The sequence below is a fragment of the Pontimicrobium aquaticum genome, from assembly GCF_005047595.1.
GTDB lineage: Bacteria > Bacteroidota > Bacteroidia > Flavobacteriales > Flavobacteriaceae > Pontimicrobium > Pontimicrobium aquaticum.
In genome coordinates this window covers 281,988-307,704 of record NZ_SUPL01000004.1, presented here as the reverse complement: position 1 = coordinate 307,704, position 25,717 = coordinate 281,988, and the positions used below count along the sequence as shown (strand labels likewise).

Below are 25,717 nucleotides of genomic sequence, written 5' to 3'. Positions count from 1 at the left end.
TTTCTTACTTTTGGCTAAACTAATCTTAAATATTTCATGTCTAAAGTTGTTTTAATCACAGGAGGATCCTCTGGAATAGGAAAATCTGTTGGAGAATTTTTAAAAGACAAAGGGTTTACAGTTTACGGTACAAGTAGAAATCCACAAAACTATCCTAACAGTCAGTTTCCAATTGTTGCCTTAGACGTTACAGATAATAATACGATTCTTAATTGTGTAGAAGAAGTTATTAGTAAAGAAGGAAAGATAGATGTGCTAATAAATAATGCAGGAGCTGGAATTACAGGCCCAATAGAAGAGATTCCTGAAGTAGAAATTAAACGAAACTTTGATACTAATTTTTTTGGACCAATTAACGTCATTAAGGCTGTATTACCACACATGCGTAAGCAAAACTCAGGACTCATTATTAATGTAACTTCTATTGCTGGTTATATGGGATTGCCTTATCGTGGTGTATATAGTGCAAGTAAAGGTGCTTTAGAACTTATTACCGAAGCATTTAGAATGGAAATAAAAGGCTTTAATATACATATGACTAATATAGCTCCAGGCGATTTTGCAACAAATATAGCCGCTGGACGCTACCATGCGCCAGTTTTAGAAAATTCCCCTTATAAAGAGCAATATGGTAATACCTTAGAACTTATGAATGCACATGTTGATAGTGGCCAAGATCCATTATTAATGGCAAAAGCTATATTTAAGGTAATTAATGTAAAACACCCAAAAGTACATTATAAAGTAGGAGAGTTTATGCAGAAATTCTCTATTGTTTTAAAACGAGTTCTTCCAGATAAGGTTTATGAAAAACTCTTGATGAAGCATTACAAATTATAGCATTGAAAAGTTTTGCTAAGTTGTTAATATGTTTTAATTAAAAAATAATTAGGAGCTCGCCTAATATTGTAAATTCGCATCGAAATTTAACAGAACTTTAAACGACGTTTACAAACATGAAATTTTTTATTGATACAGCAAATTTAGATCAGATAAAAGAGGCTCAAGACCTTGGAGTACTTGATGGTGTAACAACAAATCCATCATTAATGGCTAAAGAAGGTATTACAGGTCACGATAATATTTTAAAGCACTATGTGGATATTTGTAATATTGTTGATGGCGACGTAAGTGCTGAGGTTATTTCAACCGATTTTGAAGGCATGGTAAGAGAAGGTGAGGCTTTAGCAGAATTACACGACCAAATTGTTATTAAATTACCAATGATTAAGGATGGTGTTAAAGCTTGCAAATATTTTTCAGAAAGAGGTATAAAAACCAACGTTACCCTTGTGTTTTCTCCTGGACAAGCATTATTAGCAGCAAAAGCTGGCGCAACGTATGTGTCCCCTTTTATTGGACGACTAGACGACATTTCAACCGATGGTTTAAACCTTATAGGTGAGATTCGCCATATATTTGATAACTATGCTTTTGAAACACAAATTTTAGCAGCTTCGGTGCGTCATACCATGCACGTAATAGATTGTGCCAAATTAGGAGCCGATGTAATGACAGGGCCTTTAAGTTCTATTGAAGGTTTATTAAAACATCCACTAACAGATATTGGCTTAGCTAAATTCTTGGAAGATTATAAAAAAGGAAACTAATATTCTACTTATATAAATAAAAAAGCTACCCTAGAGTAGCTTTTTTTTATTTTATCTCATTGAGTAATTTTTTAAACTCGCTTCCAAACAAATTGGAGTTTGATGAGAGAATATTATCATTTTTATCAACAACTATCACTTTATTAATATAGCGAATTGCCAACAACCTTTTTGCAACATCAGGGTTTCTAAAGCGGTATTCGTTGGTAGTATCTATATTGTTTTGCTTCAGTATAAGTTTCCAATTAGACTCGTTATTAGAGTTAATATTTATTGAAATAAAATCAATTTTTGGGTATAACGCTTTTAACTCTTTTACTTTTGCATGACTATTCTTAAAATGATATTTATTTGCACTTGTCCAAAAGTATAGAACCGATGGTCTTTTAGTAATATTATTTAACGTTGCAGTTTCATTTTTAAAGTTGAGCAATTCAATATCTGGAAGGTTGTTTCCAGGACGTAATCTATTGAGAGTTTTATGGAGGTTTGTTATGTATATTTTGTTTTGCTCATTGCTATTCTTTTCTAAAAACGAATTATACATAGCATCGGAATCTTTAAAAGAGTTAGAGTAGTTTAAAAAGTTTATGGTTGGAAACTTTAAAAGAATATTTTTCATTGTTTCACTTTTAACCATATCATCAATTAACTCAAGTTTGTTTAAATGATACTCAATGTTTGTGCGTTTTAATTGTTCTTCATTATTATCTTTAAAATACTTTTCCATTGCCAAATTATTAAAATGAGGGAAAAGGAAATTAAAGTATGGGTAAAACTCTTTTAGCTCTTCTCGATTATAATCTATATCACTTCTAAAATCAAAGTAATCTTTAGGTAAAGAATCTAATGGTAAGGGGTCGTTAATACCAAAATATCTATAAGCATAAATCTCTTTATCTCTATAATAGCTGTAATCAATGCCAATTTCGGCAACATCAGTAAAATAATCAGTTGGATTATATTTCTCCTTAAACTTAGTTAGAGACTGGTACTTTTCATTTTTAATAGAATCGAGTTTTGCAAGAAACTTCTCTGGGTTTAATTTAGAAAATTGATAAATAAACGACTCTTCATCTTCAAGTTTTAAGAACATGTTTATGAGGTAGTTGTTCTTTTTAGAACCTTTTCCAGAAAATACTAAGGACTCATCAAAATCAATAGTATTTAACCTAATCATAATACTATCATTAGGTTCAATAATTACAACTTGATATTCACCATCATGCCTAAATGAGTGTAATCCAGGATTAAGTGTTTCAATTTGATAAGAAAAGCGATTGTTTTTATCAAGATACACAGTATCTATAGGAGAAGCATCTCTATATAGTGTAACATAGTTATTATTTGGGTTAATAATTTCACCACCAATAAATGCTTTACCACAAGTGTTTTCATTGGTATTGCAGCTAAAAAGAGTTATAATTACTAATAAAAAAACAATTAGTTGCTTCATGGTTAACCTATAATCTCGATACAGAGATTTTTATATTTCAATACAAAAGTATGTTTTGCATACTAAAACTGGTGTTAAGGCGTTGTTAAATGTTATTATACCTGCTATTTAATTGCTTTGATGAATTGATTTTGTTACTTTTGCCGCAAACTTACAAAGCGCTTTATGTCAAGGAGTGAAATGCTTTAATTTGTAGGTTTAATAAGGTGTATTTTTCAATTATTAATCATCTGAGTAAAATTAAAAAGCTAAAAAATGTTATCAGTTTCTAACTTATCTGTGCAGTTTGGTAAACGTGTCCTTTTTGATGAGGTAAATACTACTTTTAACAATGGTAATTGTTATGGAATTATTGGAGCCAATGGCGCAGGAAAATCTACCTTTTTAAAAATATTATCTGGTAAACAAGAACCTACGTCTGGACATGTGCATTTAGAACCAGGAAAACGTATGTCTGTTTTAGAGCAGGATCATAGTTTATACGATGAGTTTCCTGTGTTAGAAACAGTACTAAGAGGAAATAAGCCTTTGTTTAAGATAAAATCAGAAATAGATGCTTTGTATGCAGATTATTCGGATGAAAATGCAGAGAAAATAGGAGAACTTCAAGTGCAATTTGAGGAAATGGATGGTTGGAATGCCGATAGTTTGGCAGCTGCATTATTATCCAATTTAGGTATTAAAGAAGATTTGCACTATACCTTAATGAAGGATTTAGATGGAAAACAAAAAGTACGTGTATTATTAGCACAAGCCTTATTTGGAAATCCAGACGTGCTAATTATGGATGAGCCTACTAACGACCTTGATTACGAAACCATTTCTTGGTTAGAGAATTTTTTGGCAAATTATGATAATTGTGTCATTGTGGTCTCTCACGACAGACACTTTTTAGATGCAGTATGTACACATATTTCTGATATTGATTTCGGAAAAATAAACCACTATTCTGGAAACTATTCATTTTGGTACGAATCTTCTCAGCTAGCTGCAAAACAAAGAGCACAACAAAACAAAAAAGCGGAAGACAAGAAAAAAGAATTAGAAGAATTTATTAGACGATTTTCGGCAAACGTTGCTAAATCTAAACAAGCAACGAGTAGAAAAAAAATGATAGAGAAACTAAACGTTTCCGAAATTAAACCATCTAGTCGTCGTTATCCTGCAATTATTTTTGAAAGAGATAGAGAAGCAGGTGACCAAATATTAAATATTGAAGGGTTGTCAGCATCCATAGATGGAGAAACATTGTTTAATAATATCGACTTAAATCTAGCAAAAGGCGATAAAGTAGTTGTGTACTCTAAGGATTCAAGAGCTACAACAGCTTTTTATCAGATTATTTCAGGGAATGAAAAAGCAGATGCAGGAAAATATGCTTGGGGAGTTACCACTACACAGTCATATTTACCATTAGATAATAGTGCTTTTTTTGATAACAAATTAACGTTAGTAGATTGGCTACGTCAATGGGCAACAACCGAAGAAGAACATGAAGAAGTCTATGTAAGAGGCTTTTTAGGAAAAATGATTTTTAGTGGCGAGGAAGCTTTAAAAACAGCCGATGTATTATCTGGAGGAGAAAAAGTGCGTTGTATGTTGTCTAGAATGATGATGCTTAGAGCCAATGTATTAATGTTGGATGAGCCTACTAACCACTTAGATTTGGAAAGTATTACCGCTTTTAATAATTCATTAAAGAATTTCAAAGGAACAGTATTATTTACAACACATGACCACGAATTTGCGCAAACAGTGGCAAACAGAGTAATTGAATTAACGCCTAATGGCATTATAGATCGTTACACCACATTTGACGAGTATATGCAAAATCCAAAAATTAAAGAATTACGCGAAAAAATGTACTCAGTAACTGCGTAATTATAAGTTTCAAAATATAAAAGAGCCAAAAATTTAATTTTTTTGGCTCTTTTGTTTTATATAAAACTGGTTACCGAGTACTAATTTAGGCTTCCATATCAGCCAAAGCAGCCTGAATAATTGGAACAGCTTTATCTAACTCGTCTTCATGAACAAAAACTTCTTGTAACATGTGGCCACCATAAATTTTTGGGTCAAGACCAGATTCATTTTGCTCCTTAATCACAGGTGTAATGCCAATATCTTCTAATTTCGATGTTAATAATTGTACAATTATCATGCTTCCTGTATATATTCTCTTATAATGTGATTCCATAATTAATAAGTTTAAGATGTCTATTAAAGATACAAAAAAACAAATCAATTTCCGTACTTTTAGAGCTATAAATGTTACTAATTCTTACAGAAATGTAGAATTGATTTTTTAAAACAATTTTAGTGAACCAATTAAAGCAACAAATTTTAGATTTACAATCCAAATCTCAACCTCTTGAACCAAACGAAGCTCAAAGAAATGCATATTTAAATAAGGTAAATGCTTATGCCAATTCATTTCTCAATTCAATAGAAACAACTAAGGCATTTTGTGGAGAGAAAGAAACACCTCATGTGTTTAAAATCACTAATAAAACAAAACCTATAGAAGATATTTTAGAATTGTATGCTAATGAGGTGGCAGCTAAAGGTATTAATGCAGCATCAGGTGGACACTTGGGTTATATTCCAGGAGGAGGTATTTACACATCGTCTATAGCAGATTATTTAGCGGACGTTACCAACGAATATGTTGGTATGCATTTTTCATGTCCAGGTGGTGTAGCTATAGAGTATGAATTATTAAACTGGATGAAATCGTTGTTTAGTTTTCCTGAATCTGCTATTGGAAATTTAACGTCTGGAGGTTCTATTGCTAATTTAATAGCTCTAACAGCTGCTAGAGATAAACACGGTATTAAAAACGCTGTCATTGAAAAAAGTGTTATCTATATGAGCCCTCAAGTGCATCATTGTATTCAAAAAGCGTTACGGATTATTGGTTTAGAAGATGTGCAGATTAGGTATTTAGAGTTAGATGCAAATTCAAGAATTGTAGCGTCTGATTTAGAAGAAAAAATTAAAGCTGATAAAAAACACGGACTTAATCCATTTGTAGTTATAGCATCTGCTGGAACTACCGATACTGGAGCAATAGACCCATTAAAGGATATAGGAAATATAGCAAAAGCAAATAACCTTTGGTATCATATTGATGGCGCTTATGGAGGATTTTTTATTCTGATTGACAAGGTTAAACACCGTTTTAATGGTATAGAAATGGCAGATTCGTTAGTAATTGATCCACACAAAGGATTGTTTCTCCCTTACGGATTAGGAGCAGTGCTTGTGAAAGACAAAGAAGCAGTGTATCATTCAAACCATTATCGAGCCAACTATATGCAAGATGCTATTGATGATGCTATGCCTGTAAATCCAGCTGATGTGTCACCAGAATTAACAAAACACTTTAGGAGTTTACGTATGTGGTTGCCTTTGCAGCTACACGGAATAGAACCATTTGTTGCTTGTCTTGAAGAAAAACTACTTTTAACCCAGTATTTTAGAGAAGAATTAATAAAAATTGGGTTTAAAGTTGGTCCAGACCCAGATTTGTCAGTGAGCTATTTTTGGTATCCAACTATTGATGGTAATGAAAATGCATTCAATGAGAAACTCTTAAAAGAACTTCACAACGATGGTGAGATATTTTTAAGTTCAACTCTAATAAATGGAAAATTTGTAATTCGAATGGCTATATTGTCTTTTAGAACTAAATTAGATACTATAGACAAAGCAATTTCTATGATACAAAGAGGATTAAGCAAACTAAACCAATCAGTATAAAATATAAATTGATGAAAACTACATATTACTTTCTAATAATTGCTTTAATATTATCAGCAACTATGGACGCACAAAACAAACGACTTAGAGATTACGGCATTGAAATAGGTGTTTTAAAAACAGGAAAACTTAATGCCATAACAGATGTTGAAGGCGTAACCGTTGGTCACGAAACCATCATTGAAGGCGATAATGTTAGAACTGGAGTCACTGCTATTATACCACATCAAGGGAATGTTTTTCAAAACAAAGTGCCTGCTGCCATTTATATTGGTAATGGTTTTGGAAAACTTGCTGGTTATAGTCAAGTTAAGGAACTTGGTAATATTGAAACACCAATAATCCTAACGAATACTCTGAGCGTGGCTCCAGGAATGGAGGGTTTAATAAGTTATACGTTAAATCAAGAAGAAAACAAAAATGTAAGTTCAGTTAACTCGGTAGTCGGCGAAACCAACGATGGTTGGTTAAATGATATTCGTGGACGCCATGTTACTGAACAACATATATTAAATGCTATCGCAAATGCTAAAAGCGGAAGCGTAGAAGAAGGTAATGTAGGTGCTGGGACTGGAACTATTTGTTTTGGTTATAAAGGAGGTATTGGAACGTCTTCTAGAGTGCTTCCTGAATCTTTAGGAGGCTATACAGTTGGTGTGTTAGTACAAACAAATTTTGGTGGTGTGTTAGAGATTAATGGCGTGCCAATTGCCAAAGAACTGCAAAAATATCCTTATAGAGATAAAATTTTGAATGATGCTGATGGTTCTTGTATGATAGTTGTTATGACTAATGCACCATTAAATGCTCGAAACTTAGAACGTATAGCAAAACGTGCTATGATAGGACTTGGTAAAACAGGAGGCATTGCCTCAAATGGAAGTGGTGATTATGTGATTGCAGTTTCTACAGCAAATGAAAATCTAATTCCGTATCAAAGCAAATCTATGTTTAACGAAAAAAAAGAAGTGAGAAATGATGATATGTCACCTTTGTTTTTGGCAACCATAGAATCTACTGAAGAAGCTATTTTAAACTCACTATTCGCCGCTAAAACCATAACTGGGCGTGATGGACATGCAGTTAATTCTTTACCAATAGATAAGGTGTTAGAACTAATGCACAAGTATAATAAAGTCAAGAATTAACTTAATAGTATCAATTGAAAAACCTAGAATACCTTTTTTTACTATTAGCTTTATTTGCTGAAATTATTGGTACTGTTGGTGGTTTTGGGTCGTCTGTGTTTTTTGTGCCTGTTGCCAATTTTTATTTCGATTTTCAAACGGTTTTGGGTATTACTGCATTGTTTCATGTGGCAAGTAATTTAAGTAAGATTGCCATGTTCAAAAAAGGCATTGATAAAAGATTAATAGCTTATTTAGGAATTCCAGCAGTAATTTTTGTGATTATAGGAGGAATTATTGCCAAACATTTAAATGAGTATTTACTAGAAATAATTCTTGGAATTTTCTTAATTGGTCTAAGCTTACTGTTTCTCATTAAAAAGAACCTAATTATTAAAGCAAATAAGAGAGAAGCATTTTTAGGAGGAGCATTTTCTGGGTTGTTTGCTGGTGTTTTAGGAACAGGAGGCGCTATTAGAGGTTTAACCATGGCTGCTTTTAACCTTGAAAAAAACGTTTTTATAGCAACCTCTGCTATAATTGATTTCTTTGTAGATTTTAGTAGAACTATTGTGTATTTCTTTAATGGGTTTATCACCAAAGAAATTCTAATTTATATTCCTTTTTTAATAGTGATAAGTATTATAGGTACTTATTTGGGTAAACTCTTACTAAGAAGAATATCACAAGACACTTTTAAAAGAATGTCTTTGTATTTAATCCTGATGATAGGATTAGCCACACTATTTAGTGCTCTATATTGTTAATAGCATTTTAAGATAAACTATTGTTGATAAACATTAATTACTCATTGTTAGGTTTTTTAATTAAGTGACACTAATAATCTAACAATCTTAATAATGGTTAGTAAATTTTCTCCAGAAATTAATAAGGTTTACTTTATAAACCAATACTCACTTTTTCAAATACTTTCGGGTCATGGAAGTATAGAAGTAGATTTTAAAGCGTATTTGAATTGGCAAGACAAAATCATTTATTTAGAAAAGGGACAGTATATAAAGTTTTTATCTGATGATTTTGAGGTTAGGCAGATAGTTTTTAATGAAGAGGCAATTTTTAAAAACAAAGATGTAAGAGTGCTTTTTAAGCACTTAATTTCTTTGGGTTATATAAATTTCAATGAATGTGAAGACTGCCAGAAATATCTTCAAAACACAGTTTTTTCCAGTAAAACTGCAGATATTGTTGATATATCCTCCAAGCAATGGTTTTGGCAAAATCCATTTCATGCAAATAAAGAAGAATACCACTTAATTTTTGATGTTAAAGATGTCATTGATGAAGAGTATAAAAATCATCTTACTAATAATGAATTGGCTGAAATAGTAAGCGATAATGGGTATCAAGCGCAGGCACTTATCAAAGATAAAGTTGGAATTTCTTTAAAAAACCTTCTAGGAAATAAGCGGTTATTAGAAAGCAAAAAAGAAATAGCGTTTACTGATAAGAGTGTGCAAGAAATATCATATGAATTGGGTTATAAGGATGCTGCATACTTTAACCGTGTTTTTAAAGCTCATACAGGAAAAACACCAAAACAGTTTAGGTCTGATTTCGATTTTCAACAGAGAGATTCTTTTGCTCAAAATATTTTTGAACTAATCCATAACTATCATGCTCAAGAACAATCTCTCGGGTTTTATGCCAACAAGATGAACCTTTCCATAAAAGCATTATCTAAAAAAGTAAAAGATAAGACTAATATATCATTAGGGCAATTAATAAGGTTAGAGCTTACTAACACTGCAAAACGATTATTGTCGGAAGGAGTTAGTATTACCAATACTGCATATCAGTTGGGTTTTGAAGAACCTAACCATTTTTCTACGTTTTTTAAAAAATATTCCGGAGAAACACCATCTCAATTTCAAAATAAAAAGTACAACTTTTAGCGTTTTTTTTATAGGTCTTAACCTGTATTCCATTCTCATATTTGCAATGTAATTACAAACATATATTGTTTAATCATTAAAAATAAAAGAATGAATATTAAAGAATTAGTTACAGAAATGGACAGTGTGGTTGCACAAGGTGCAATAGTAGATGCTGTGAAACAATTTTTTGCTAACGATGCTACCACGTCAGATTTTGGAGGCGTTAAAACTTCAAATAAAAACCAGATGGTAGAAAAAATGGAAGGCTTTGCAGGAGCAATAGCTCAAGTAAATGGCATTACACATCATCACACTATTGTAGATGGTAATATATCAGCTTCAGAATTTACTTTCGACTTCAACATGAAAGATGGTAGCCATATTTATTGGCACGAAGTTATTCGTCGAATTTGGAACTATGAAGGAAAAGTTATTCAAGAAGAATATTTTAATGCCAACTAACATGAAATTCCGATTTATTTCCCCAACACTTCATGGAGTTGCAGATTATTCTGCTGGAGTTGGACTTATTTTAGCACCTTTTGTATTAGGGTTGGGAAGCGTAAATACTGCATCTCATTGGATTTCTGTAGTTACAGGAATAGCGGTTTTAGCAGTTAGTCTTTTAACCAATTACAAATTAGGAGCATTTAGACGAATACCTTTTCAAGGGCATCTTGCTATAGATTTAGTAGTAGCTATAGCATTTATGATACTTCCGTTTGCACTGGGTTTTACAGGAATGGAAGCAAATTACTACTTGTTTAATGCAGCTGTAGTATTTACAGTAGTATCATTAAGCGAAAACGATTATTAATAAATTAAAATTAAATTAAAATGAAAAATTCAATAAAAATAATTGCGCTTGCATTAGCGTTTTTAGCAACAACAACAGGCTTTTCACAAGATAATAAAGCTAATAATATAGATAATAGTAATATAGCATTACAAGGCTATAGTCCTGTGTCTTATTTAGATTTAGGTATCGCTCAAAAGGGATTAAAGCAATACAAATCTGAACATAAAAAAATAACATATTACTTTACATCTGCTGAACAAAAAGCAGCTTTTGAAAAAAATCCTGAGCGTTATATACCTCAATATGGTGGATTCTGTGCTTTTGGTGTGTATGCAGGAGCAAAGTTTAGACCAGACCCAAACAAGTTTATTGTAAAAGATGGCAAGTACTTTTTGTATTTATATAATTTAGAATTGGATGCCCAACAACTTTGGTTGGCAGAAAACAACCATAATAAATTAGTGTCTGTAGCAAATAAAAACTGGTCAAAACTTAGTAAAACTCATAATTAATATTGCTATGAAAGAAATACAAGTTCCAATAAGAGACGAGACCAAGTTAATGCCAAATCGAAAGTAATATTTGGTAATATCAAGAGTAAAATGGGAGTGTTGCCAAAGTGCCCATTGATTTTCCAATAGTTGAAAGTGTTTAGTTTATTAGGTTTATAATTGATTAAGGTGCTTTGTTCTGTTCTATTCTGTTCTTTTTGTTTATGAACAAACAAGGTGCCTTTTTCTAAAAAGTACCTACTAGGCCTACTTGATTGCCACTAAATCTAAAGTTCCAAGACATAAGTTTTTTCTTTTTAGGGTAATTATAAGTATTGGAATTAAATAAAAATTTATCTATACTATCTACTACAACTATTGATAAAGCTGCTCCAAAAACAATATCACTTAGCCAATGTGCACCATCTATTAAACGCGATAAAGCAGGAATACTTCCAATAGAATAAATTCCAATTTTTGTCCAAGTATTATCAAATTGTTTAGCAATAGAATGTGCCATGGTAACTCCAAGCACAGTATGTCCTGAAGGAAAAGACAGGTAATCTTCATTTCCATTAAAAGGCTTAAAAGTATAAGGATCTTTTCCTGAAAAAGGGCGAGCACGACCAAAGGCAGTTCTTGCTAAAATTTGTAAATAGCCAGCAGTTATTGAAGACGAAATAATTAAAACACTTGTTTTTCTTATTTGTTCGTTTTTTGTTAGTAAGCCAAAACCGTACAAACCAGCATTTGCCATTAAGTAATTTTGAGGTGCAGCAAAATAAAATCCAAATTCTTGAATAGGTTGTGGAAAACTATCATCCTGTCTTCTAAAAAAATCACTGGTTTCTCTGTCAGCAGCAGAAATTATCACAGTGCCTAATACCATTCCACCAAATGTTGCATAGTCTTTACCTTTCCAGTGTAACGGTCTGGTAACGGCATGTTTTATACTGCGCCAAGAAGCATTAGTATCGTATTTAAAAGTTTGCCAGGTGTTTAAACTATCATTAGCATTAGATATTGCCGTTTCATCTTGAGCTACACTTATTGAGCAGTAGCCTAAAAATAATACATACAATATTAAAAAATGCCTTTTCATGTTATCTCAATTCTGCACCAAGCTGCCTCTCGAAATTTGCTTGTAGTTTGCTCATTATTTTGTCAATCTGCTTGTCAGTAAGTGTTTTGTGTGTGTCTTGCAACGTAAAACTCACCGCATAACTCTTTTTACCTTTTGGCAAGTTCTTACCTTCGTAAACGTCAAACAAATTTACATTTTTAAGTAATTGCTTTTCAGTTTGTTTTGCAATTTTATGAATATCTTCAAACTGCACAGATTGATCTAATAATAAGGCAAAATCACGACGTACCTCAGGATATTTAGGAATATCAGTAAAGGTAATTTTGTTACGCCTTGCTACTTCAAGGATGTTGTCCCAATTAAAATCTGCAAATAAAACGTCTTGTGAAATTCCAAACGCCTTTAAAATAGATTTCTTTACAATTCCAAAGTCCACTAATTTGGTTTTGCCAAGTCCAATACTTAAACCTTCACTAAACACATCATTTTTTATTGGTGAAGTTCTGGCTCTAGAAATTGCTAATCTGCTTAAAATAGCATCTACACTTCCTTTTAAGTAGAAGAAGTCGCTTGCTTTGTTCTCTGTGTTCCAACGTTCGGTGTTTTTGTTTCCAGTTAACAACAACGATAAATGTTTATGCTCCTCACGAGCTTCATTATAATTGTGATACGTTTTACCAAATTCAAATAGTTTTAAGCTAGTTTGGCGTCGGTTAATATTATGAGCAATGGCTTCTAACCCAGAAAACAATAACGACTGCCTTAGTACAGATAAATCATTACTTAAAGGATTTAGCATTACTACATTGTGCTCCTCTTTTAACTGCTCACTTAGCTTTGTATAGTCTGGAGTGGTTAAAGAATTAGCCATGATTTCGTAAAACCCTTGTGATACTAATTGGTTGCCAATAACATCTTGCACTTTATGATCTTCATATCTTGAAGAATTTGAGATAGAGGCGTTTAGTTTTTCGGTAGTACCAACATTATTATAACCATATACACGTAAAATTTCTTCAATTATATCAGCTTCACGTTGCACGTCGTTTCTATAAGCAGGAACAGTTAAGCCTAAACCAGTTTCGGTAACATTATTAATTTTAATATCTAACGACATTAAAATACGCTTGATGATTTCTCTTGGAATGTCTTCACCAATTAAATTCTTAGCATTTTCAAAGCTTAAACGCACCTGAAAATCTTCAATTTTTACAGGATATTCATCAATCACATCACTAGTAATTTCTCCTCCAGCAATTTCAGTAATTAATAATACAGCACGTTTTAAAGCATACTCCGTAATATTTGGGTCGATGCCTCTTTCAAATCTAAAAGATGCATCAGTATTTAAGGCATGACGTTTAGCCGATTTTCTAATAGATACAGGATCAAAATAAGCACTTTCTAAAAAGATGCTTGTGGTTTCTTCAGTCACTCCAGAATGCATACCACCAAATACACCAGCAATACATATTGGCTTTTCTTTACCATCACAAATCATTAAATCTTCCTCGTGTAGTTCGCGTTCAACGTCGTCAAGCGTTACAAATTTAGTGCCTGCTGGAAGTGTTTTTACAATAATCTTTTTTCCTGCAATTTTATCGGCATCAAAGGCGTGTAAAGGTTGTCCTAATTCGTGTAATACATAATTGGTAGCATCTACCACATTGTTTATTGGTGATAAGCCAATGGCTTTTAAGCGATGTTGTAACCAAGCTGGAGATGCTGAAACTTTTAGCCCAGAAATGGTTACACCACAATACCTTGGTGCTCTTTGTTTATCCTGAACATCAACATCAATCTTAAGAGAACGATTATCAACATGAAAGGCACTTACCGAAGGTGTAATTAATTCTAAGTTAACATCTTGCTGAATCAATCCAGCCTTTAAATCGCGAGCGACACCAAAATGGCTCATAGCATCAGCTCTGTTTGGTGTTAAACCAATTTCAAAAACCTGATCGTTTTCAATGTCAAAAATATCAGCCGCTAGCGTGCCAACAGCAATATCGTTATCAAGAATCATAATGCCATCGTGTGATGTACCTAATCCTAGTTCGTCTTCGGCACAGATCATACCTTCGCTAACTTCACCACGAATCTTCCCTTTTTTAATGGTCCAAGCTTCACCTTCAGGTGTGTATAATGTCGTGCCAATGGTGGCTACAGGTACTTTTTGTCCAGCGGCAACATTAGGTGCACCACATACAATGTGTAAAGGAGTATCAGTGCCAATATTAACGGTTGTTACTTTTAATCTATCTGCATTTGAGTGTTGTTCGCAAGTTAATACTTCGCCAATAACAACGCCTTCTAAACCACCTTTAACCGATTGATAGGTATCTATACCTTCTATTTCCAGTCCTAAATCTGTTAACAGTTCGCCAGTTTTTTCGGCATTCCAATCTAAGTTAATGAATTGCTTTAACCAATTGTATGAAATCTTCATTTGTTCGTGTCTTTACAAGCGACAAATATACTAATACTTCACTTTTAACTATAGTGTAAGCTTATTTTTTTATATGCATAATTTGTTGTTATTTCGAACTTTTAACAAATTATTCAGGTATGCGACAAAGTTTATTGGTATTGGTGTTATTGTTAGTCTTGTCTTGTCAAGAAAAAGAACAGAAAACATTAGAAATAGGTACTTACAGAGGAAACATAATTGGTCAAGAAAACCAAGACATGCCATTTATGTTTGAAGTGACGTCTAGTACTACTTTAAAGATATACAATGCTGATGAGGTTGTTGAGGTTGATGAAATTACTTATAGAAATGATTCTGTGTTTATAAAATTACCATTTTTTAGAACCGTAATTAACGGCAAATTTGATGGTAAGAATATTAAAGGACAGTGGATTGATGCCGACAGAGATAGGTATGTAGAGTTTTACTCGGAATATGGTGTTAACCATCGATTTGATGATAAGCCAAGTAATAAAGATGCCGATGTGTCTGGTGTTTGGGAAATGGAATTTAACGACTACGGAAACATATATCTTGCAAAAGCGGTTTTAGAACAAAATGGCAACAAGGTTACAGGAAATATTAGAACACCAACAGGTGACTATCGTTTTTTAGAAGGTGTTGTAACGGTCGATACGTTGAAGATTTCAACCTTTGATGGCGCTCATGCTTTTTTATTTAAAGCACATATAACTGATTCTAGTATGGTTGGTAAGTTTTACTCAGGAAACCATTCTTTAGAAACCTTTGTAGGGAAGCGAAATGCAGATTTTGAAATGATGGATGCCTATACACTCACCTTTTTAAAGGAAGGTTACGATACTTTTAATTTTTCCTTTCCAGATTTAGAAGGAAACAAGGTATCGCTAAGTGACGAACGTTTTAAAAACAAAGTAGTATTGGTACAGCTTATGGGTTCTTATTGTCCTAATTGTTTAGATGAAACTAAGTTTTATTCAAAATTCTATGAAGCTAATAAAGATAAAGGCTTAGAGATTGTGGCTTTGGCTTTTGAAAATGCAAAAACCAAAGAGAAAGCTATTAACGGCTTAACCAGAATGAAAGAACGTGTTGGCTTAAACTATGAAATACTCATTGCACAAATTGGTACGAACGATAAAGGTAAGGCGAGTGAAAAACTACCCATGCTAAATAAGGTCATGTCGTACCCAACCACCATTTATTTAGACAGAACAGGAAAGGTGCGTAAAATACATACAGGCTTTAATGGACCTGCTACTGGTGAGAAATATGTAGAATTCCAAAAAGAATTTAATGTGTTTATGGAGAGTTTGTTGGGTGAGTGATTTTTGTTCAGATTATCGGATTTGTGCATGGTTTTCTGCTGTAACAGAAAGATAATGAATTACAATAAGCTATACATGTTGTTTGATAACGTTTCTAACATTCATATTTTGCTAACAACTTGTATATTTTATTATTTAATTTAGAATAGTCATTTTCGGTTTTCATTTTAACCCATTCTGATTTGAATAGTTTGATTTCTTTTTTATTCAAATGAACGTCAAGCATAGTTATTTCAAATTCAAATTTTCTTATTCGGTCAACTATTAATTCAGTCGTAAACATTCTGAATAAAAATCCAACATAAAGGATAAACATAATTGAAAATAAGAAAACTATTTCAGTTGTTTCGCTGAAATAATTAGTAGAAAAATCTAGATTTTCACCAATAATCATTATGATAGCAACAACAATAATCACATTCATAAGGGTCAAGAGATAAATATCTTTTAAATGTGTGGATTGTTTCCTTGCCATTCGTGAAATTATTTTTTCTCTAAATTTTTTATTTCGCTCACTAATTTTAAGGACGATTTTCTTTCCTAATTTTCTTAAAAGCGGAACTATGAAATATATCAAGATAGAAGCTAATATACTTGATATAATTCCAATTAATATTGAATTCAGGTTTTCTTTAATCATATTTTTTTCAAAATGCTGTCAATGGTCAAAATAAACTCAGTTTTAATTGATGTTATCAACCGATACTGAAGCAAATTCAGCATCCATAAGCGAAGTTATAAGAAATTTCTACAAAGATAAACACTTCTCGAAACTAATTATTAACAATAAGGCGTCTTAAAAATTCGTTAATTAACAGTATGCTAACAACTTGCATAGGTTAAGATTGTAACTTTAGTTTGGTTAGTAAGATCAATTAAAAAACGAACATTTATTAATGTCAGTTTATAACTCAAAGCACTCTTGGTTGGTTGAGGCTTTGAGTTTTTTTTATTCTGTCATTACGAAGGAGGTACGACTGAAGTAATCTTTTAAAAAGGAGTTTCTAATAATAAGATTGCCACGACCTTTGGTCTCGCAATGACAAACGCGACTAGCTAATATAATTCCAAATATTTTTGTACTTACTAAGCTGTTTGTAAGTGTTTAAAATTACTTTATTGTCTGTACTAGATAGAGTAGGGTCTTGGCTTAAAACACGTTTAGCGTAAAAGCGCGCTTGCTGTAAAATATCTTTATCCTTAACGATGTCGGCTATTTTAAGGTTGAGTACGCCACTTTGTTGTGTTCCCATAATATCTCCAGGACCACGAAGTTTTAAATCGACTTCAGCTATTTCAAAGCCATCGTTGGTGCTCACCATGGTTTCTAATCTCGTTCTGCTATCGTTGCTCAATTTATGTCCAGTCATGAGGATGCAATAACTCTGTTCGGCACCACGACCAACACGACCACGTAATTGGTGTAACTGCGATAAACCAAAACGTTCGGCACTTTCTATAATCATAACCGAAGCATTTGGCACGTTTACACCAACCTCAATCACTGTGGTGGCTACCATAATTTGTGTTTCTCCTTTGGCAAAACGCTGCATTTCGTAATCTTTATCTGCAGCTTTCATTTTTCCGTGCACAATGGAGATTTGGTATTCTGGCATTGGAAAATCTCTGGAGATACTCTCATAGCCATCCATGAGGTCTTTATAATCCATAGCTGAGCTTTCTTGAATTAATGGATAAACAATATAGACTTGTCTGCCTTTTTTTATTTCATCTCGTATAAACCTGAAAACTTGCAGACGGTTTTTATCAAATCGATGTACGGTTTTTATCTCCTTTCTGCCTGGTGGTAATTCGTCAATTATGGAGATATCGAGATCACCATAAACAGACATTGCCAAGGTTCTTGGAATTGGTGTAGCAGTCATCACCAAGATGTGTGGAGGAACAGCCCCACCAACCTCCCTAGAGGTAGGGCCTTTTTTCCAAAGTTTACTTCTTTGAGCGACTCCAAAACGATGTTGTTCGTCGATAATGGCGAGTCCTAAATTCTTAAATTTCACCTTATCTTCAAGTAGAGCATGTGTGCCAATTAAGATGTTTAATTTGCCATTTTCTAAAGATTCGTGAATTTTTCGTCTTTCTAAAGTTTTAGTTGAACCAGTTAATAGTTTAATGCTGATATTCAGTTTTTTACATTGTTCTTTTAAATTGTTGTAGTGTTGGACTGACAAAATTTCAGTTGGCGCCATTAAGCACGCTTGAAAACCGTTGTCAATAGCGATTAACATTGACATTAACGCAACTATGGTCTTTCCAGAACCTACATCTCCTTGTAATAATCGATTCATTTGAGCATTACTTCCTAAATCGTGTCGAATTTCTTTAATAACTCGCTTTTGTGCATTGGTTAATTCGAAAGGTAAATGGTCTTTAAAAAAGGTGTTAAAATGGTTGCCTACTTTTTTAAAAGGAAAGCCTTTTATTTTTGATTTATGGATGAGGTTTTTTAAAATTAATTGTAGTTGAATGTAAAATAATTCTTCAAATTTTAATCGAAATTGTGCATGTGCTAAAAGTGATTGTGACTTTGGAAAATGCACATTGAAAAGTGCTTCAGATTTTGATAATAATTTTTGTTCTTCAATTAAATCTTTAGAAAGCGTTTCGGTAAATTTTCCTTTCGTTTCTAAAAATAATTGCTGTATGATTTTTATAATCACACGATTGGTAATGCCTTTATTAGATAACTTTTCTGTTGATGGATAAACCGCTTGCATAGCCGAACGTAAATTTTTCTCATGCTCAGCTACTAACTCCAGTTCTGGATGAGGTATGCTGAATCGTCCATTAAACCAATTAACTTTACCAAAAGCCACATAAGGTGTGTTTAGTTTAATGCTGTCGCGAATCCATTTATGACCTCTAAACCATACAAATTCCATGGTTCCAGTGTCATCTTGAAACGTTGCCACTAAGCGTTTGCCTCTTTTTTGAGCGACTTCTTTTAAATTGGTAATTTTACCCACAACTTGAACTTCGGAAGCGTTTTGTTGTAGTTGATTGATTTTGTAATACTGCGTTCTGTCTATATACCGATTGGGAAACAGGTTAATTAAGTCCTGATAGGTGTGAATACCAAGCTCCTTGCGCAGTAAATCTGCGCGATTTGGACCAACACCTTTTAAATAATCTATTGGAGTTTGTAGAATATTACCATTCATAAAACTAAAATAGTTATTTACAGTAAATATTGAGTGTTAAATAGTGCGTTTAAAATTTTATCTGCCAGTATAGTTCGGACAAGCAAAGCATTTTACATCTAAATCAAACTGATATGTTAAAGATAATTCATAAATGCCTCCTGTTTTTCCAATTTTAGATGTATTTAAATCATAGGAAACACCAAATCTTAAGTTTTCATACTGTAAGCCTGTGTATAAATTAACAGAGGAGATTAAGTGGTTGTAAGGACCATTTTTTGATGGGCTTGTAACTAATGAAGCTCCTAAAAACATTTTTTCGAACAATATTGAGGCTCCTAAATCTAATCGGCTATGACGCCCTTGTTGCATGTAATTTGTGGCAACAAGCATTTTTGTTTCGTACGGAAACCAACTAACATCTATAAAATCTGCTAAATGAAATTCGTATCCAGAACTTGCAGAGAAAAAAGTATCTAATGGAACATTTCCATTATCTGTAAAAGAAATATTGGGTTTATTAAGGTGTTTCATTGAGAGTCCAAACCAAAAATTATCTGTATTAAACACCATTCCAGCCGAAATATCAAAAAAGCTTACTTTGTTGTTAAGTAAAATAGGATCCATAGAACTAGTGTTGATGACTCCTGTGTAGATGTTAATTTGATCTTCTAAGACTAAGTTTTGAAATGCATAAGACTTAAATCCAAATCCAGCTTCTATGGCTGGTCTAAAATACCAATTGTCGCTTATGCGTACTCTATAAGCATAATTGGCATTAATTTGAGTGAAATTGTAGTTGGTAATATTTTCTCTTTGACTTAAAAAACTTAGGCCAATACCTGTATTCATGCCTTCATTCCAGGTGTTAATAAAAGCATAGTCGGTATCTATTTTCAAGTTTAAATCAGGCCATTGTTCTCTGTGTATAACGCCTCCATATGTGGTTTCCATAAATCCAGAAAACCCAGGGTTTAAGGTTTCTGGAATTAAAAAATATTGTGTAAAAACAGGGTCTTGAGCATTCGCTTTAATAAAAAGACAAAGAAAGACTAGTATGATAATGCTTTTTATTTTCATTTTTTAGTTGTCTTTATTTGATTAATACTATTGGACCTTCTTTAGTTACGGTAGCTCCATAGAAGGTTTTAGCGATAAATTTGTAATAGTAGTTTCCGTTTTCACTATCTAGGTCGTTTACTTTGCCATTCCAGCCTCTAATATCTTCTCCTGATTCAGAATATATTACGCCTCCCCAAGTATCATAAATATTTAGTGTCATATCGCTTAAGCCTAGAAAAGAAGGAGTGAAGTAGTCGTTTACCCCATCGTTGTTTGGCGTGAAAGCATTAGGCATTATTAAGCTGTATCCTTTTTCAACGTCTAGTGTTATGGTTCGAGAATAGGTGCATCCAAAAGGGTAGGTTACAGTTTGTAAAACGGTATAAGTGCCAACATTAACATAAGAGTGAACAGGATTCTCTTCATCTGAAAAATTCCCATCACCAAAATCCCAAATAACACTGACAAAATCTCCTGTAGCCAAATTTGTAAATTGTATAGGGTCTTGAATAGCGTATAATCCATAAACGCTATAGCCAATAGAGCTTGTTTCAAAATCTGCGTCACCCAGAACAGGAGTGTCAACTTGAACAGAGATATCTCTACTACATCCAAGGCTATCGACTATGGTAAGGATTACTAAGCCATTTTCATCGGTATTCATAATTTCATTATTGGCTCCTGTTATAGTTCCGCTAGACCAACTTAATTGGTATGGAGGTACTCCTCCTTCAGGATGTGCAATAAATGTTTGATCTACGTAACGTGTATCACAATCAAAATTGGTGATAACTTCTATAGGTGCATCAAGCGGATCAAAACGTTTTACCTCAAAGGTTTCGGTAATTTCACAGCCATTAGCATCTGTAATTGTTACTGTATAGTTTCCAGGTGGTGTGTTTGTGAGGTCTTCGGTAGTGGCATTATTTGACCATCTTATGGATAAAGGTAGTGTGCCTCCTGTTACTGATAAATCTATAGCTCCAGAATTTACATCATCGCAATCTAGTGCATCAGTAATGCTCGCAGACATTTCTAACTCATCAGGCTCGCTAATGGTAAATGTTTCTGTTATTTCACAGTTTAAGGCGTCTGTAATAGTTGCTGTATAGGTGCCAGGACCAATATTATTTCGTTCGTCTCCTGCGGTAGAATTATCATCCCAAACTAAAGTTACAGGAGTGGCACCTCCTATAAGATTTAGTTTGATGCTTCCGTCGTTTTCACCGTAACAAGAAATTTGTCTGACATCAGGGTTTATTTCAAAAACAGGAGCATTGTCTATTGTAATTGGGAAAACCCTAATACAGCCTAAGGCATCAGTAATGGTGATTGTATAAGTGCCAGCTGAAAGGTTTTGTTGAGACATTCCAGTTCCTAGGTTGCTCCATTGTACTGGTTCGTATGGAGGAACACCTCCTGTAATATTGTTAATAGTAATGCCTCCGCTGTCATCATTATAACATATAATTTCTGTGATGGTATAATCTATTTGGATTTCTGGATTTTGTAATAATGTAACTTGCAGTGTGTCTGTACAGCCAGAATTATCGGTTACTGTTAAGTTGTAAGTGCCAGCTTCAACATTTATTAAGTCCTCGTTAGAACTGGTAAAGCCGTTTGGACCAGTCCATAAATATCTATAATTAAAAACTCCTGGAGTTATTTCTGTGGCTCTGCCTCCTGTAACTTCTACAGAGATTTCGCCTGTAAAAGCACCATAGCATTCAATATTAACTTGATTTACTAAGCTAGCTTGAAGTAAAGGAGGTTCAATTATCGTGTATGCTTCGGTTAAAATGCCACAATTATTGGTTTCAGTAATTGTGACTTCATATACTCCAGGACCAAGATTGTTCAAATCCTCAGAGATAGCATACGGATTGCCATCTTTTGTCCAAGAATAAGTATATGCAGGAACGCCGCCATACACATTTAAATTAATTCTGCCATCATTTGCTCCAAAACACGAAATGTCTGTTTTGTTTCCTGTGAACCTAAATAACCCTGGTTCTGTGATAGTGTAAGTTGTGGTAAATGGACAATTGCCATCATCGGTAATAGAGAGTGTGTAGTTTCCGGGCTCTAAATTAGTGATGTATTCATTTGTGCTTGTAAATCCATTTGGGCCAGTCCATGTAATATTATATGGATTTCCTGTACTAAAAGGTATGCCACCAGATATTGTAATGTTTATTGAAGCGTCGTCTGATTCAAAGCAAGAATTATTAATTATGGTAGAATCTACATTTATTGTAGGGTTTACAGTAACGGTTATTGTAAAATCTGGACCAAGACAAGCGCCTGAAACAGGTGATACGGTATATGTTACTGTAGCAGGAAAATTTGTATTGTTAATTAATGTTTGGCTAATATTAGATCTTGGAGTTGACTGTGCTGAAGCACCACTAACAGCTCCAGCCGGAGATACAACTGGAGTGGACCATGTGTATCTTGTTCCTGCAGGAACATTATCTGTGCCTGAGTTGTTAGGATTTACAACAAAAGTCTCTCCGCTACAAATTTCGATGGATTTATCTGAAATAATTGGAGATAAATCTAAATCTACCGAAAATGTATCGCTTACAGTTGTAGTGCCGCAACTGTTAGATACACTAAATGTTACAGTGTAATTGCCGCTAGAAGAGTAGTTGATTTGTCCTGGATCTAATTGGTTTGATGTTGAAGGTGAGCCACCTGGAAAGCTCCAAGAGTATGTTATTTCTGAACTAGGAGAGCAGGTTTCTTCAATTCTTCCTACTGGATAGATGGTAGCTGATTCGCAAAAATTTGATATAGGTTCTAATGAAATTACTGGCTTTTTCTTTACATCAATCCTCTTTGTAATGTGTCTGTCAATCCCGCAAGAATTTCTAGTAGTTAACCTAAGGTAATAAATGCCTGGAGTTATAAAGTTAATAGCAGGCTCTCTTGAGTAGCTATTTGTGCCATTGGTAAAATACCATCGTTCGGGTTCTTCGCCACAATAGGCTTCTGAATAGGAAATCATTTCCCATCTATAGGTTTCTGTTCCGCAGCTTTGACTTGTGTCTGTGGTGTTGGTAATTTGAAATACTTCGGAGACACATGCATTATCAAAGGTGAAATTTGGTTCTAAAATTGGTTCTACGCAAATAGTTCTTGAAACTGTTGCTCCAATACCACAGGGTGTTACAGAAGATAAAGTAGCAGTATAGGTTCCTGGAGTAGTATAAACATGACTTGGATTTACTGCGTTTGATGTAGGGCTACCATCACCAAAGTCCCAAGTATATACATCAACAGTACTACAGTCGTTGGTGTAGCCTGCAATAGTGGTGTTGTTAAAGTAAACAGGAGTATTAGCGCACGCAATGTTTGTTACGCTAAAATTAGTGATAGGCGCATCTAATATAATTATTGGGCCAGCAGTTAAAACAGATTGACCACAAGAAGTTGTAATTGTTAAAGTGACTATATCTCCACTAGGACAATTAAAACTTGTAAAAGTATGAGGTATTGGAAAATCTTGAGAAGCTGGTGGGTTTGATGAATTGTAATATATTGAACTTTCTAATTGAGCTTGCGAATAATTTACTACTGTTCCGTCGCCATAATCTACACGGTAATTCGTGTCTGAAGGATTTAAAGCCCATGATCCAATAGCAAATTCCATAGGTGCGACAGGGAGACATAAATTTGTTGTATTTCCAGGTGTTACTAAAGCTCCAATAGGGTTGTTGGAATTTTTTACAACATAGGTTATGGAGTTGTTGCAATTAGCACCAATCCCAGTAATCGTCATATTAAAAGAACCTAATTGTGTGTATGTGTGCGCAATAGGAAAAGCGATGTTTGTTTCAGTGCTGCCATCTCCCCAGTCAATGTTATAGGAAGTGATACAAGCAGTAGAATTAGAGACGTTGTCAACATTGATAGTGTATTCTAAATCAAAGTTGTTGTCTCCACATTTTTCAAAAGGAGCTGAGGATCCTCCAGGAGCATTTAAATTTGTAAAGGCTAAATCAGGCTTCTCTTGAATAGAAATGGATTTGGTTACAGAAGCACTTAATCCGTTTGAGTCTGTAACAGTAAGAGTGACATTTTGGTTTAGGGTGCCGCATCCTAAGGCTTCAAAAGTGTGACTAGGGTTGCTCTCGGTTGAGGTATTTGCGTTTCCGAAATCCCAATCGTAGATAAATGGTGCGTCACCAACAACGTTAGGTGTAAATGTGATAGGTGTTCCAGAGCAAGCACCATCATTATTAAAATTAAAATCAACAACAGGAGCAAAAACTTTAAAGTGAGAGTTGAGTGCTTTTAAATGGTCGGTTAAGTTCTTTTTGCTAAGCCCAAAAATAGATATAACTATAATTAAGAAAAATAAAGCAGTAAAAACATGGGTTTTATTCTTACTCATTAAATTATATTTAGGTTAATTCTTACACGAAAATAAGTAAAATTTTTAATCAACAAATTTTATAAGTAAATTATAGCATAAAATTCTAAAGAATAACCTATAAAACTCTGTTGTTAGGTAGGTTAGGTTTTAAGGTGTTTTATGTAGTAGTTTTTTTGTTAATAAATTGTATTATAGTAAATATTTATGAAAGCACTAGTTATATCAGGAGGAGGAAGTAAAGGCGCTTTTGCTGGAGGTGTTGCGCAATATTTAATGCAAGACCTTGGTAGGGAATACGATATGTTTTTAGGAACTTCAACAGGTAGTTTGTTGATTCCGCATCTATCATTAAACAAGATAGATAAGGTTTATGAGTTATTTACCAATGTTACACAGCGTGACATATTTAGCGTTAGCCCTTTTGTGCAGCGTAAAAAAGGAGATCGCGAATTTGTGTCTATTGACTTTATAAATTCACTATGGCAATTTATTAGAATGAAACGAACCTTTGGAGAGAGTAAGCACTTAAAGAGAAATATCAGACGTAATTTTACAAGAGATGAATTTAAAACTATTCTAGCAACGAAAGAAGATGTGGTGGTAACAGTGTCTAACCTGTCTAAAAACAGGGTAGAGTATAAGTCTATTAAAGATTGTACTTATGAAGAATTTTGTGATTGGATATGGATTTCATGTAATTACATTCCGTTTATGTCGCTTGCTACAGTTGATGGTTTTGAGTATGCTGATGGAGGTTTAGGCTGTGTAATACCAATACGTGAAGCTATTTTAAGAGGTGCTACAGAGGTAGATGCTATTGTGTTGGAAGCTGAAAGCTTGGAAAAGAAAAAAGTATTGGGAAAAAATCCATTTTCATTAATGTTGGGATTGTTTGGTCATTTATTAAATCAGGTTGAAAAAAACGATATTACCATAGGGAAATTAGCAGCTAAAAATAATAATGTAGAGCTTAATTTGTATTATACGCCAACGAGCTTAACCGAAAACTCCTTGATTTTTAGCAAACGCTTAATGGTAAATTGGTGGCAACAAGGTTATGATTATGCAAAAAAGAAACATTTAGATCCTTTGTCGAATGAGTTGAAATAATG

20 protein-coding genes are annotated in these 25,717 nt (G+C 33.5%); 12 read left to right on the top strand and 8 right to left on the bottom strand.

Annotated elements, in window-relative coordinates:
* Positions 1-36: 36 nt before the first annotated feature.
* Complete coding sequence (locus E5167_RS09255) at positions 37-840, top strand: SDR family oxidoreductase (RefSeq protein ID WP_136843327.1); 804 nt, start codon at positions 37-39, stop codon at positions 838-840.
* 116 nt (positions 841-956) lie between these two features.
* Positions 957-1,610, top strand: coding sequence for a fructose-6-phosphate aldolase (fsa, locus tag E5167_RS09250; RefSeq protein WP_136843325.1), 654 nt, complete (start codon positions 957-959; stop codon positions 1,608-1,610).
* 46 nt (positions 1,611-1,656) lie between these two features.
* On the opposite strand, the gene E5167_RS09245 is transcribed toward fsa, so the two are convergent.
* Positions 1,657-3,066 (bottom strand): thioredoxin-like domain-containing protein, encoded by a 1,410-nt coding sequence (locus E5167_RS09245; RefSeq protein WP_136843323.1) that lies wholly within the window; start codon positions 3,064-3,066, stop codon positions 1,657-1,659.
* 255 nt (positions 3,067-3,321) lie between these two features.
* On the opposite strand from E5167_RS09245, the gene E5167_RS09240 reads away from it, so the two are divergent.
* Positions 3,322-4,947, top strand: a complete 1,626-nt coding sequence (locus E5167_RS09240) for an ABC-F family ATP-binding cassette domain-containing protein (RefSeq protein WP_136843320.1) — start codon at positions 3,322-3,324, stop codon at positions 4,945-4,947.
* 85 nt (positions 4,948-5,032) lie between these two features.
* On the opposite strand, the gene E5167_RS09235 is transcribed toward E5167_RS09240, so the two are convergent.
* Positions 5,033-5,263, bottom strand: coding sequence for a putative signal transducing protein (locus E5167_RS09235; protein WP_136843318.1), 231 nt, complete (start codon positions 5,261-5,263; stop codon positions 5,033-5,035).
* Between the two features lie 122 nt (positions 5,264-5,385).
* On the opposite strand from E5167_RS09235, the gene E5167_RS09230 reads away from it, so the two are divergent.
* The 7 genes from E5167_RS09230 to E5167_RS09200 all read left to right on the top strand — a co-directional run bounded on the left by E5167_RS09230 (position 5,386) and on the right by E5167_RS09200 (position 11,161).
* On the top strand, positions 5,386-6,828 hold the full coding sequence (locus E5167_RS09230; protein ID WP_136843317.1) for a pyridoxal phosphate-dependent decarboxylase family protein: 1,443 nt from the start codon (positions 5,386-5,388) through the stop codon (positions 6,826-6,828).
* 11 nt (positions 6,829-6,839) lie between these two features.
* A complete protein-coding gene (locus E5167_RS09225) occupies positions 6,840-7,976 on the top strand; it encodes a DmpA family aminopeptidase (RefSeq protein ID WP_136843315.1) in 1,137 nt (378 codons plus the stop codon).
* 14 nt (positions 7,977-7,990) lie between these two features.
* The gene (locus E5167_RS09220) at positions 7,991-8,722 is read left to right on the top strand and encodes a sulfite exporter TauE/SafE family protein (protein ID WP_136843313.1); all 732 of its coding nucleotides are present in this window, start codon (positions 7,991-7,993) and stop codon (positions 8,720-8,722) included.
* Positions 8,723-8,815: 93 nt separating this feature from the next.
* Positions 8,816-9,868 (top strand): helix-turn-helix domain-containing protein, encoded by a 1,053-nt coding sequence (locus E5167_RS09215; RefSeq protein ID WP_136843311.1) that lies wholly within the window; start codon positions 8,816-8,818, stop codon positions 9,866-9,868.
* A 90-nt stretch (positions 9,869-9,958) separates the two neighbouring features.
* Entirely contained in the window at positions 9,959-10,312 is a 354-nt protein-coding gene (locus tag E5167_RS09210) for a hypothetical protein (protein WP_136843309.1), read from the top strand.
* 1 nt (position 10,313) lies between these two features.
* Positions 10,314-10,667, top strand: coding sequence for an SPW repeat domain-containing protein (locus E5167_RS09205; protein WP_136843307.1), 354 nt, complete (start codon positions 10,314-10,316; stop codon positions 10,665-10,667).
* A gap of 20 nt (positions 10,668-10,687) precedes the next feature.
* Complete coding sequence (locus tag E5167_RS09200; RefSeq protein ID WP_136843305.1) at positions 10,688-11,161, top strand: YHS domain-containing (seleno)protein; 474 nt, start codon at positions 10,688-10,690, stop codon at positions 11,159-11,161.
* A gap of 226 nt (positions 11,162-11,387) precedes the next feature.
* Here E5167_RS09200 and E5167_RS09195 read toward each other — a convergent pair whose 3' ends face one another.
* Together E5167_RS09195 and pheT are read right to left on the bottom strand one after the other, a co-directional pair.
* Positions 11,388-12,242, bottom strand: a complete 855-nt coding sequence (locus E5167_RS09195) for a phosphatase PAP2 family protein (protein WP_136843303.1) — start codon at positions 12,240-12,242, stop codon at positions 11,388-11,390.
* A gap of 1 nt (position 12,243) precedes the next feature.
* Positions 12,244-14,673, bottom strand: coding sequence for a phenylalanine--tRNA ligase subunit beta (pheT, locus tag E5167_RS09190; protein ID WP_136843300.1), 2,430 nt, complete (start codon positions 14,671-14,673; stop codon positions 12,244-12,246).
* 119 nt (positions 14,674-14,792) lie between these two features.
* On the opposite strand from pheT, the gene E5167_RS09185 reads away from it, so the two are divergent.
* The gene (locus E5167_RS09185; RefSeq protein ID WP_136843298.1) at positions 14,793-16,001 is read left to right on the top strand and encodes a peroxiredoxin family protein; all 1,209 of its coding nucleotides are present in this window, start codon (positions 14,793-14,795) and stop codon (positions 15,999-16,001) included.
* Between the two features lie 94 nt (positions 16,002-16,095).
* Here E5167_RS09185 and E5167_RS09180 read toward each other — a convergent pair whose 3' ends face one another.
* The 4 genes from E5167_RS09180 to E5167_RS09165 form a co-directional block, all read right to left on the bottom strand.
* Positions 16,096-16,641, bottom strand: coding sequence for a hypothetical protein (locus E5167_RS09180; protein ID WP_136843296.1), 546 nt, complete (start codon positions 16,639-16,641; stop codon positions 16,096-16,098).
* 412 nt (positions 16,642-17,053) lie between these two features.
* Positions 17,054-19,183, bottom strand: coding sequence for an ATP-dependent DNA helicase RecG (recG, locus tag E5167_RS09175; RefSeq protein ID WP_136843293.1), 2,130 nt, complete (start codon positions 19,181-19,183; stop codon positions 17,054-17,056).
* 57 nt (positions 19,184-19,240) lie between these two features.
* Positions 19,241-20,242 carry a PorP/SprF family type IX secretion system membrane protein gene (locus E5167_RS09170; protein WP_136843291.1) on the bottom strand — a complete coding sequence of 334 codons (1,002 nt, stop codon included), beginning with the start codon at positions 20,240-20,242 and terminating at the stop codon, positions 19,241-19,243.
* Positions 20,243-20,255: 13 nt separating this feature from the next.
* Entirely contained in the window at positions 20,256-24,623 is a 4,368-nt protein-coding gene (locus tag E5167_RS09165; protein ID WP_136843289.1) for a PKD domain-containing protein, read from the bottom strand.
* A 186-nt stretch (positions 24,624-24,809) separates the two neighbouring features.
* Between E5167_RS09165 and E5167_RS09160 the strand changes: the two genes are divergently transcribed.
* Positions 24,810-25,715: a patatin-like phospholipase family protein gene (locus E5167_RS09160; protein WP_136843288.1), complete on the top strand. Its 906-nt coding sequence runs from the start codon at positions 24,810-24,812 to the stop codon at positions 25,713-25,715.
* The last annotated feature ends 2 nt before the right edge of the window (positions 25,716-25,717 follow it).

Coding starts and splice junctions, on each gene's coding strand:
- E5167_RS09240 (WP_136843320.1), top strand. CDS start 3,322: ATGTTATCAGTTTCTAACTTATCTGTGCAGTTTGGTAAACGTGTCCTT.
- E5167_RS09225 (WP_136843315.1), top strand. CDS start 6,840: ATGAAAACTACATATTACTTTCTAATAATTGCTTTAATATTATCAGCA.
- E5167_RS09215 (WP_136843311.1), top strand. CDS start 8,816: ATGGTTAGTAAATTTTCTCCAGAAATTAATAAGGTTTACTTTATAAAC.
- E5167_RS09210 (WP_136843309.1), top strand. CDS start 9,959: ATGAATATTAAAGAATTAGTTACAGAAATGGACAGTGTGGTTGCACAA.
- E5167_RS09200 (WP_136843305.1), top strand. CDS start 10,688: ATGAAAAATTCAATAAAAATAATTGCGCTTGCATTAGCGTTTTTAGCA.
- E5167_RS09245 (WP_136843323.1), bottom strand. CDS start 3,066: ATGAAGCAACTAATTGTTTTTTTATTAGTAATTATAACTCTTTTTAGC.
- E5167_RS09255 (WP_136843327.1), top strand. CDS start 37: ATGTCTAAAGTTGTTTTAATCACAGGAGGATCCTCTGGAATAGGAAAA.
- E5167_RS09195 (WP_136843303.1), bottom strand. CDS start 12,242: ATGAAAAGGCATTTTTTAATATTGTATGTATTATTTTTAGGCTACTGC.
- E5167_RS09205 (WP_136843307.1), top strand. CDS start 10,314: ATGAAATTCCGATTTATTTCCCCAACACTTCATGGAGTTGCAGATTAT.
- E5167_RS09180 (WP_136843296.1), bottom strand. CDS start 16,641: ATGATTAAAGAAAACCTGAATTCAATATTAATTGGAATTATATCAAGT.
- fsa (WP_136843325.1), top strand. CDS start 957: ATGAAATTTTTTATTGATACAGCAAATTTAGATCAGATAAAAGAGGCT.
- E5167_RS09165 (WP_136843289.1), bottom strand. CDS start 24,623: ATGAGTAAGAATAAAACCCATGTTTTTACTGCTTTATTTTTCTTAATT.
- E5167_RS09235 (WP_136843318.1), bottom strand. CDS start 5,263: ATGGAATCACATTATAAGAGAATATATACAGGAAGCATGATAATTGTA.
- pheT (WP_136843300.1), bottom strand. CDS start 14,673: ATGAAGATTTCATACAATTGGTTAAAGCAATTCATTAACTTAGATTGG.
- E5167_RS09160 (WP_136843288.1), top strand. CDS start 24,810: ATGAAAGCACTAGTTATATCAGGAGGAGGAAGTAAAGGCGCTTTTGCT.
- E5167_RS09185 (WP_136843298.1), top strand. CDS start 14,793: ATGCGACAAAGTTTATTGGTATTGGTGTTATTGTTAGTCTTGTCTTGT.
- E5167_RS09170 (WP_136843291.1), bottom strand. CDS start 20,242: ATGAAAATAAAAAGCATTATCATACTAGTCTTTCTTTGTCTTTTTATT.
- recG (WP_136843293.1), bottom strand. CDS start 19,183: ATGAATGGTAATATTCTACAAACTCCAATAGATTATTTAAAAGGTGTT.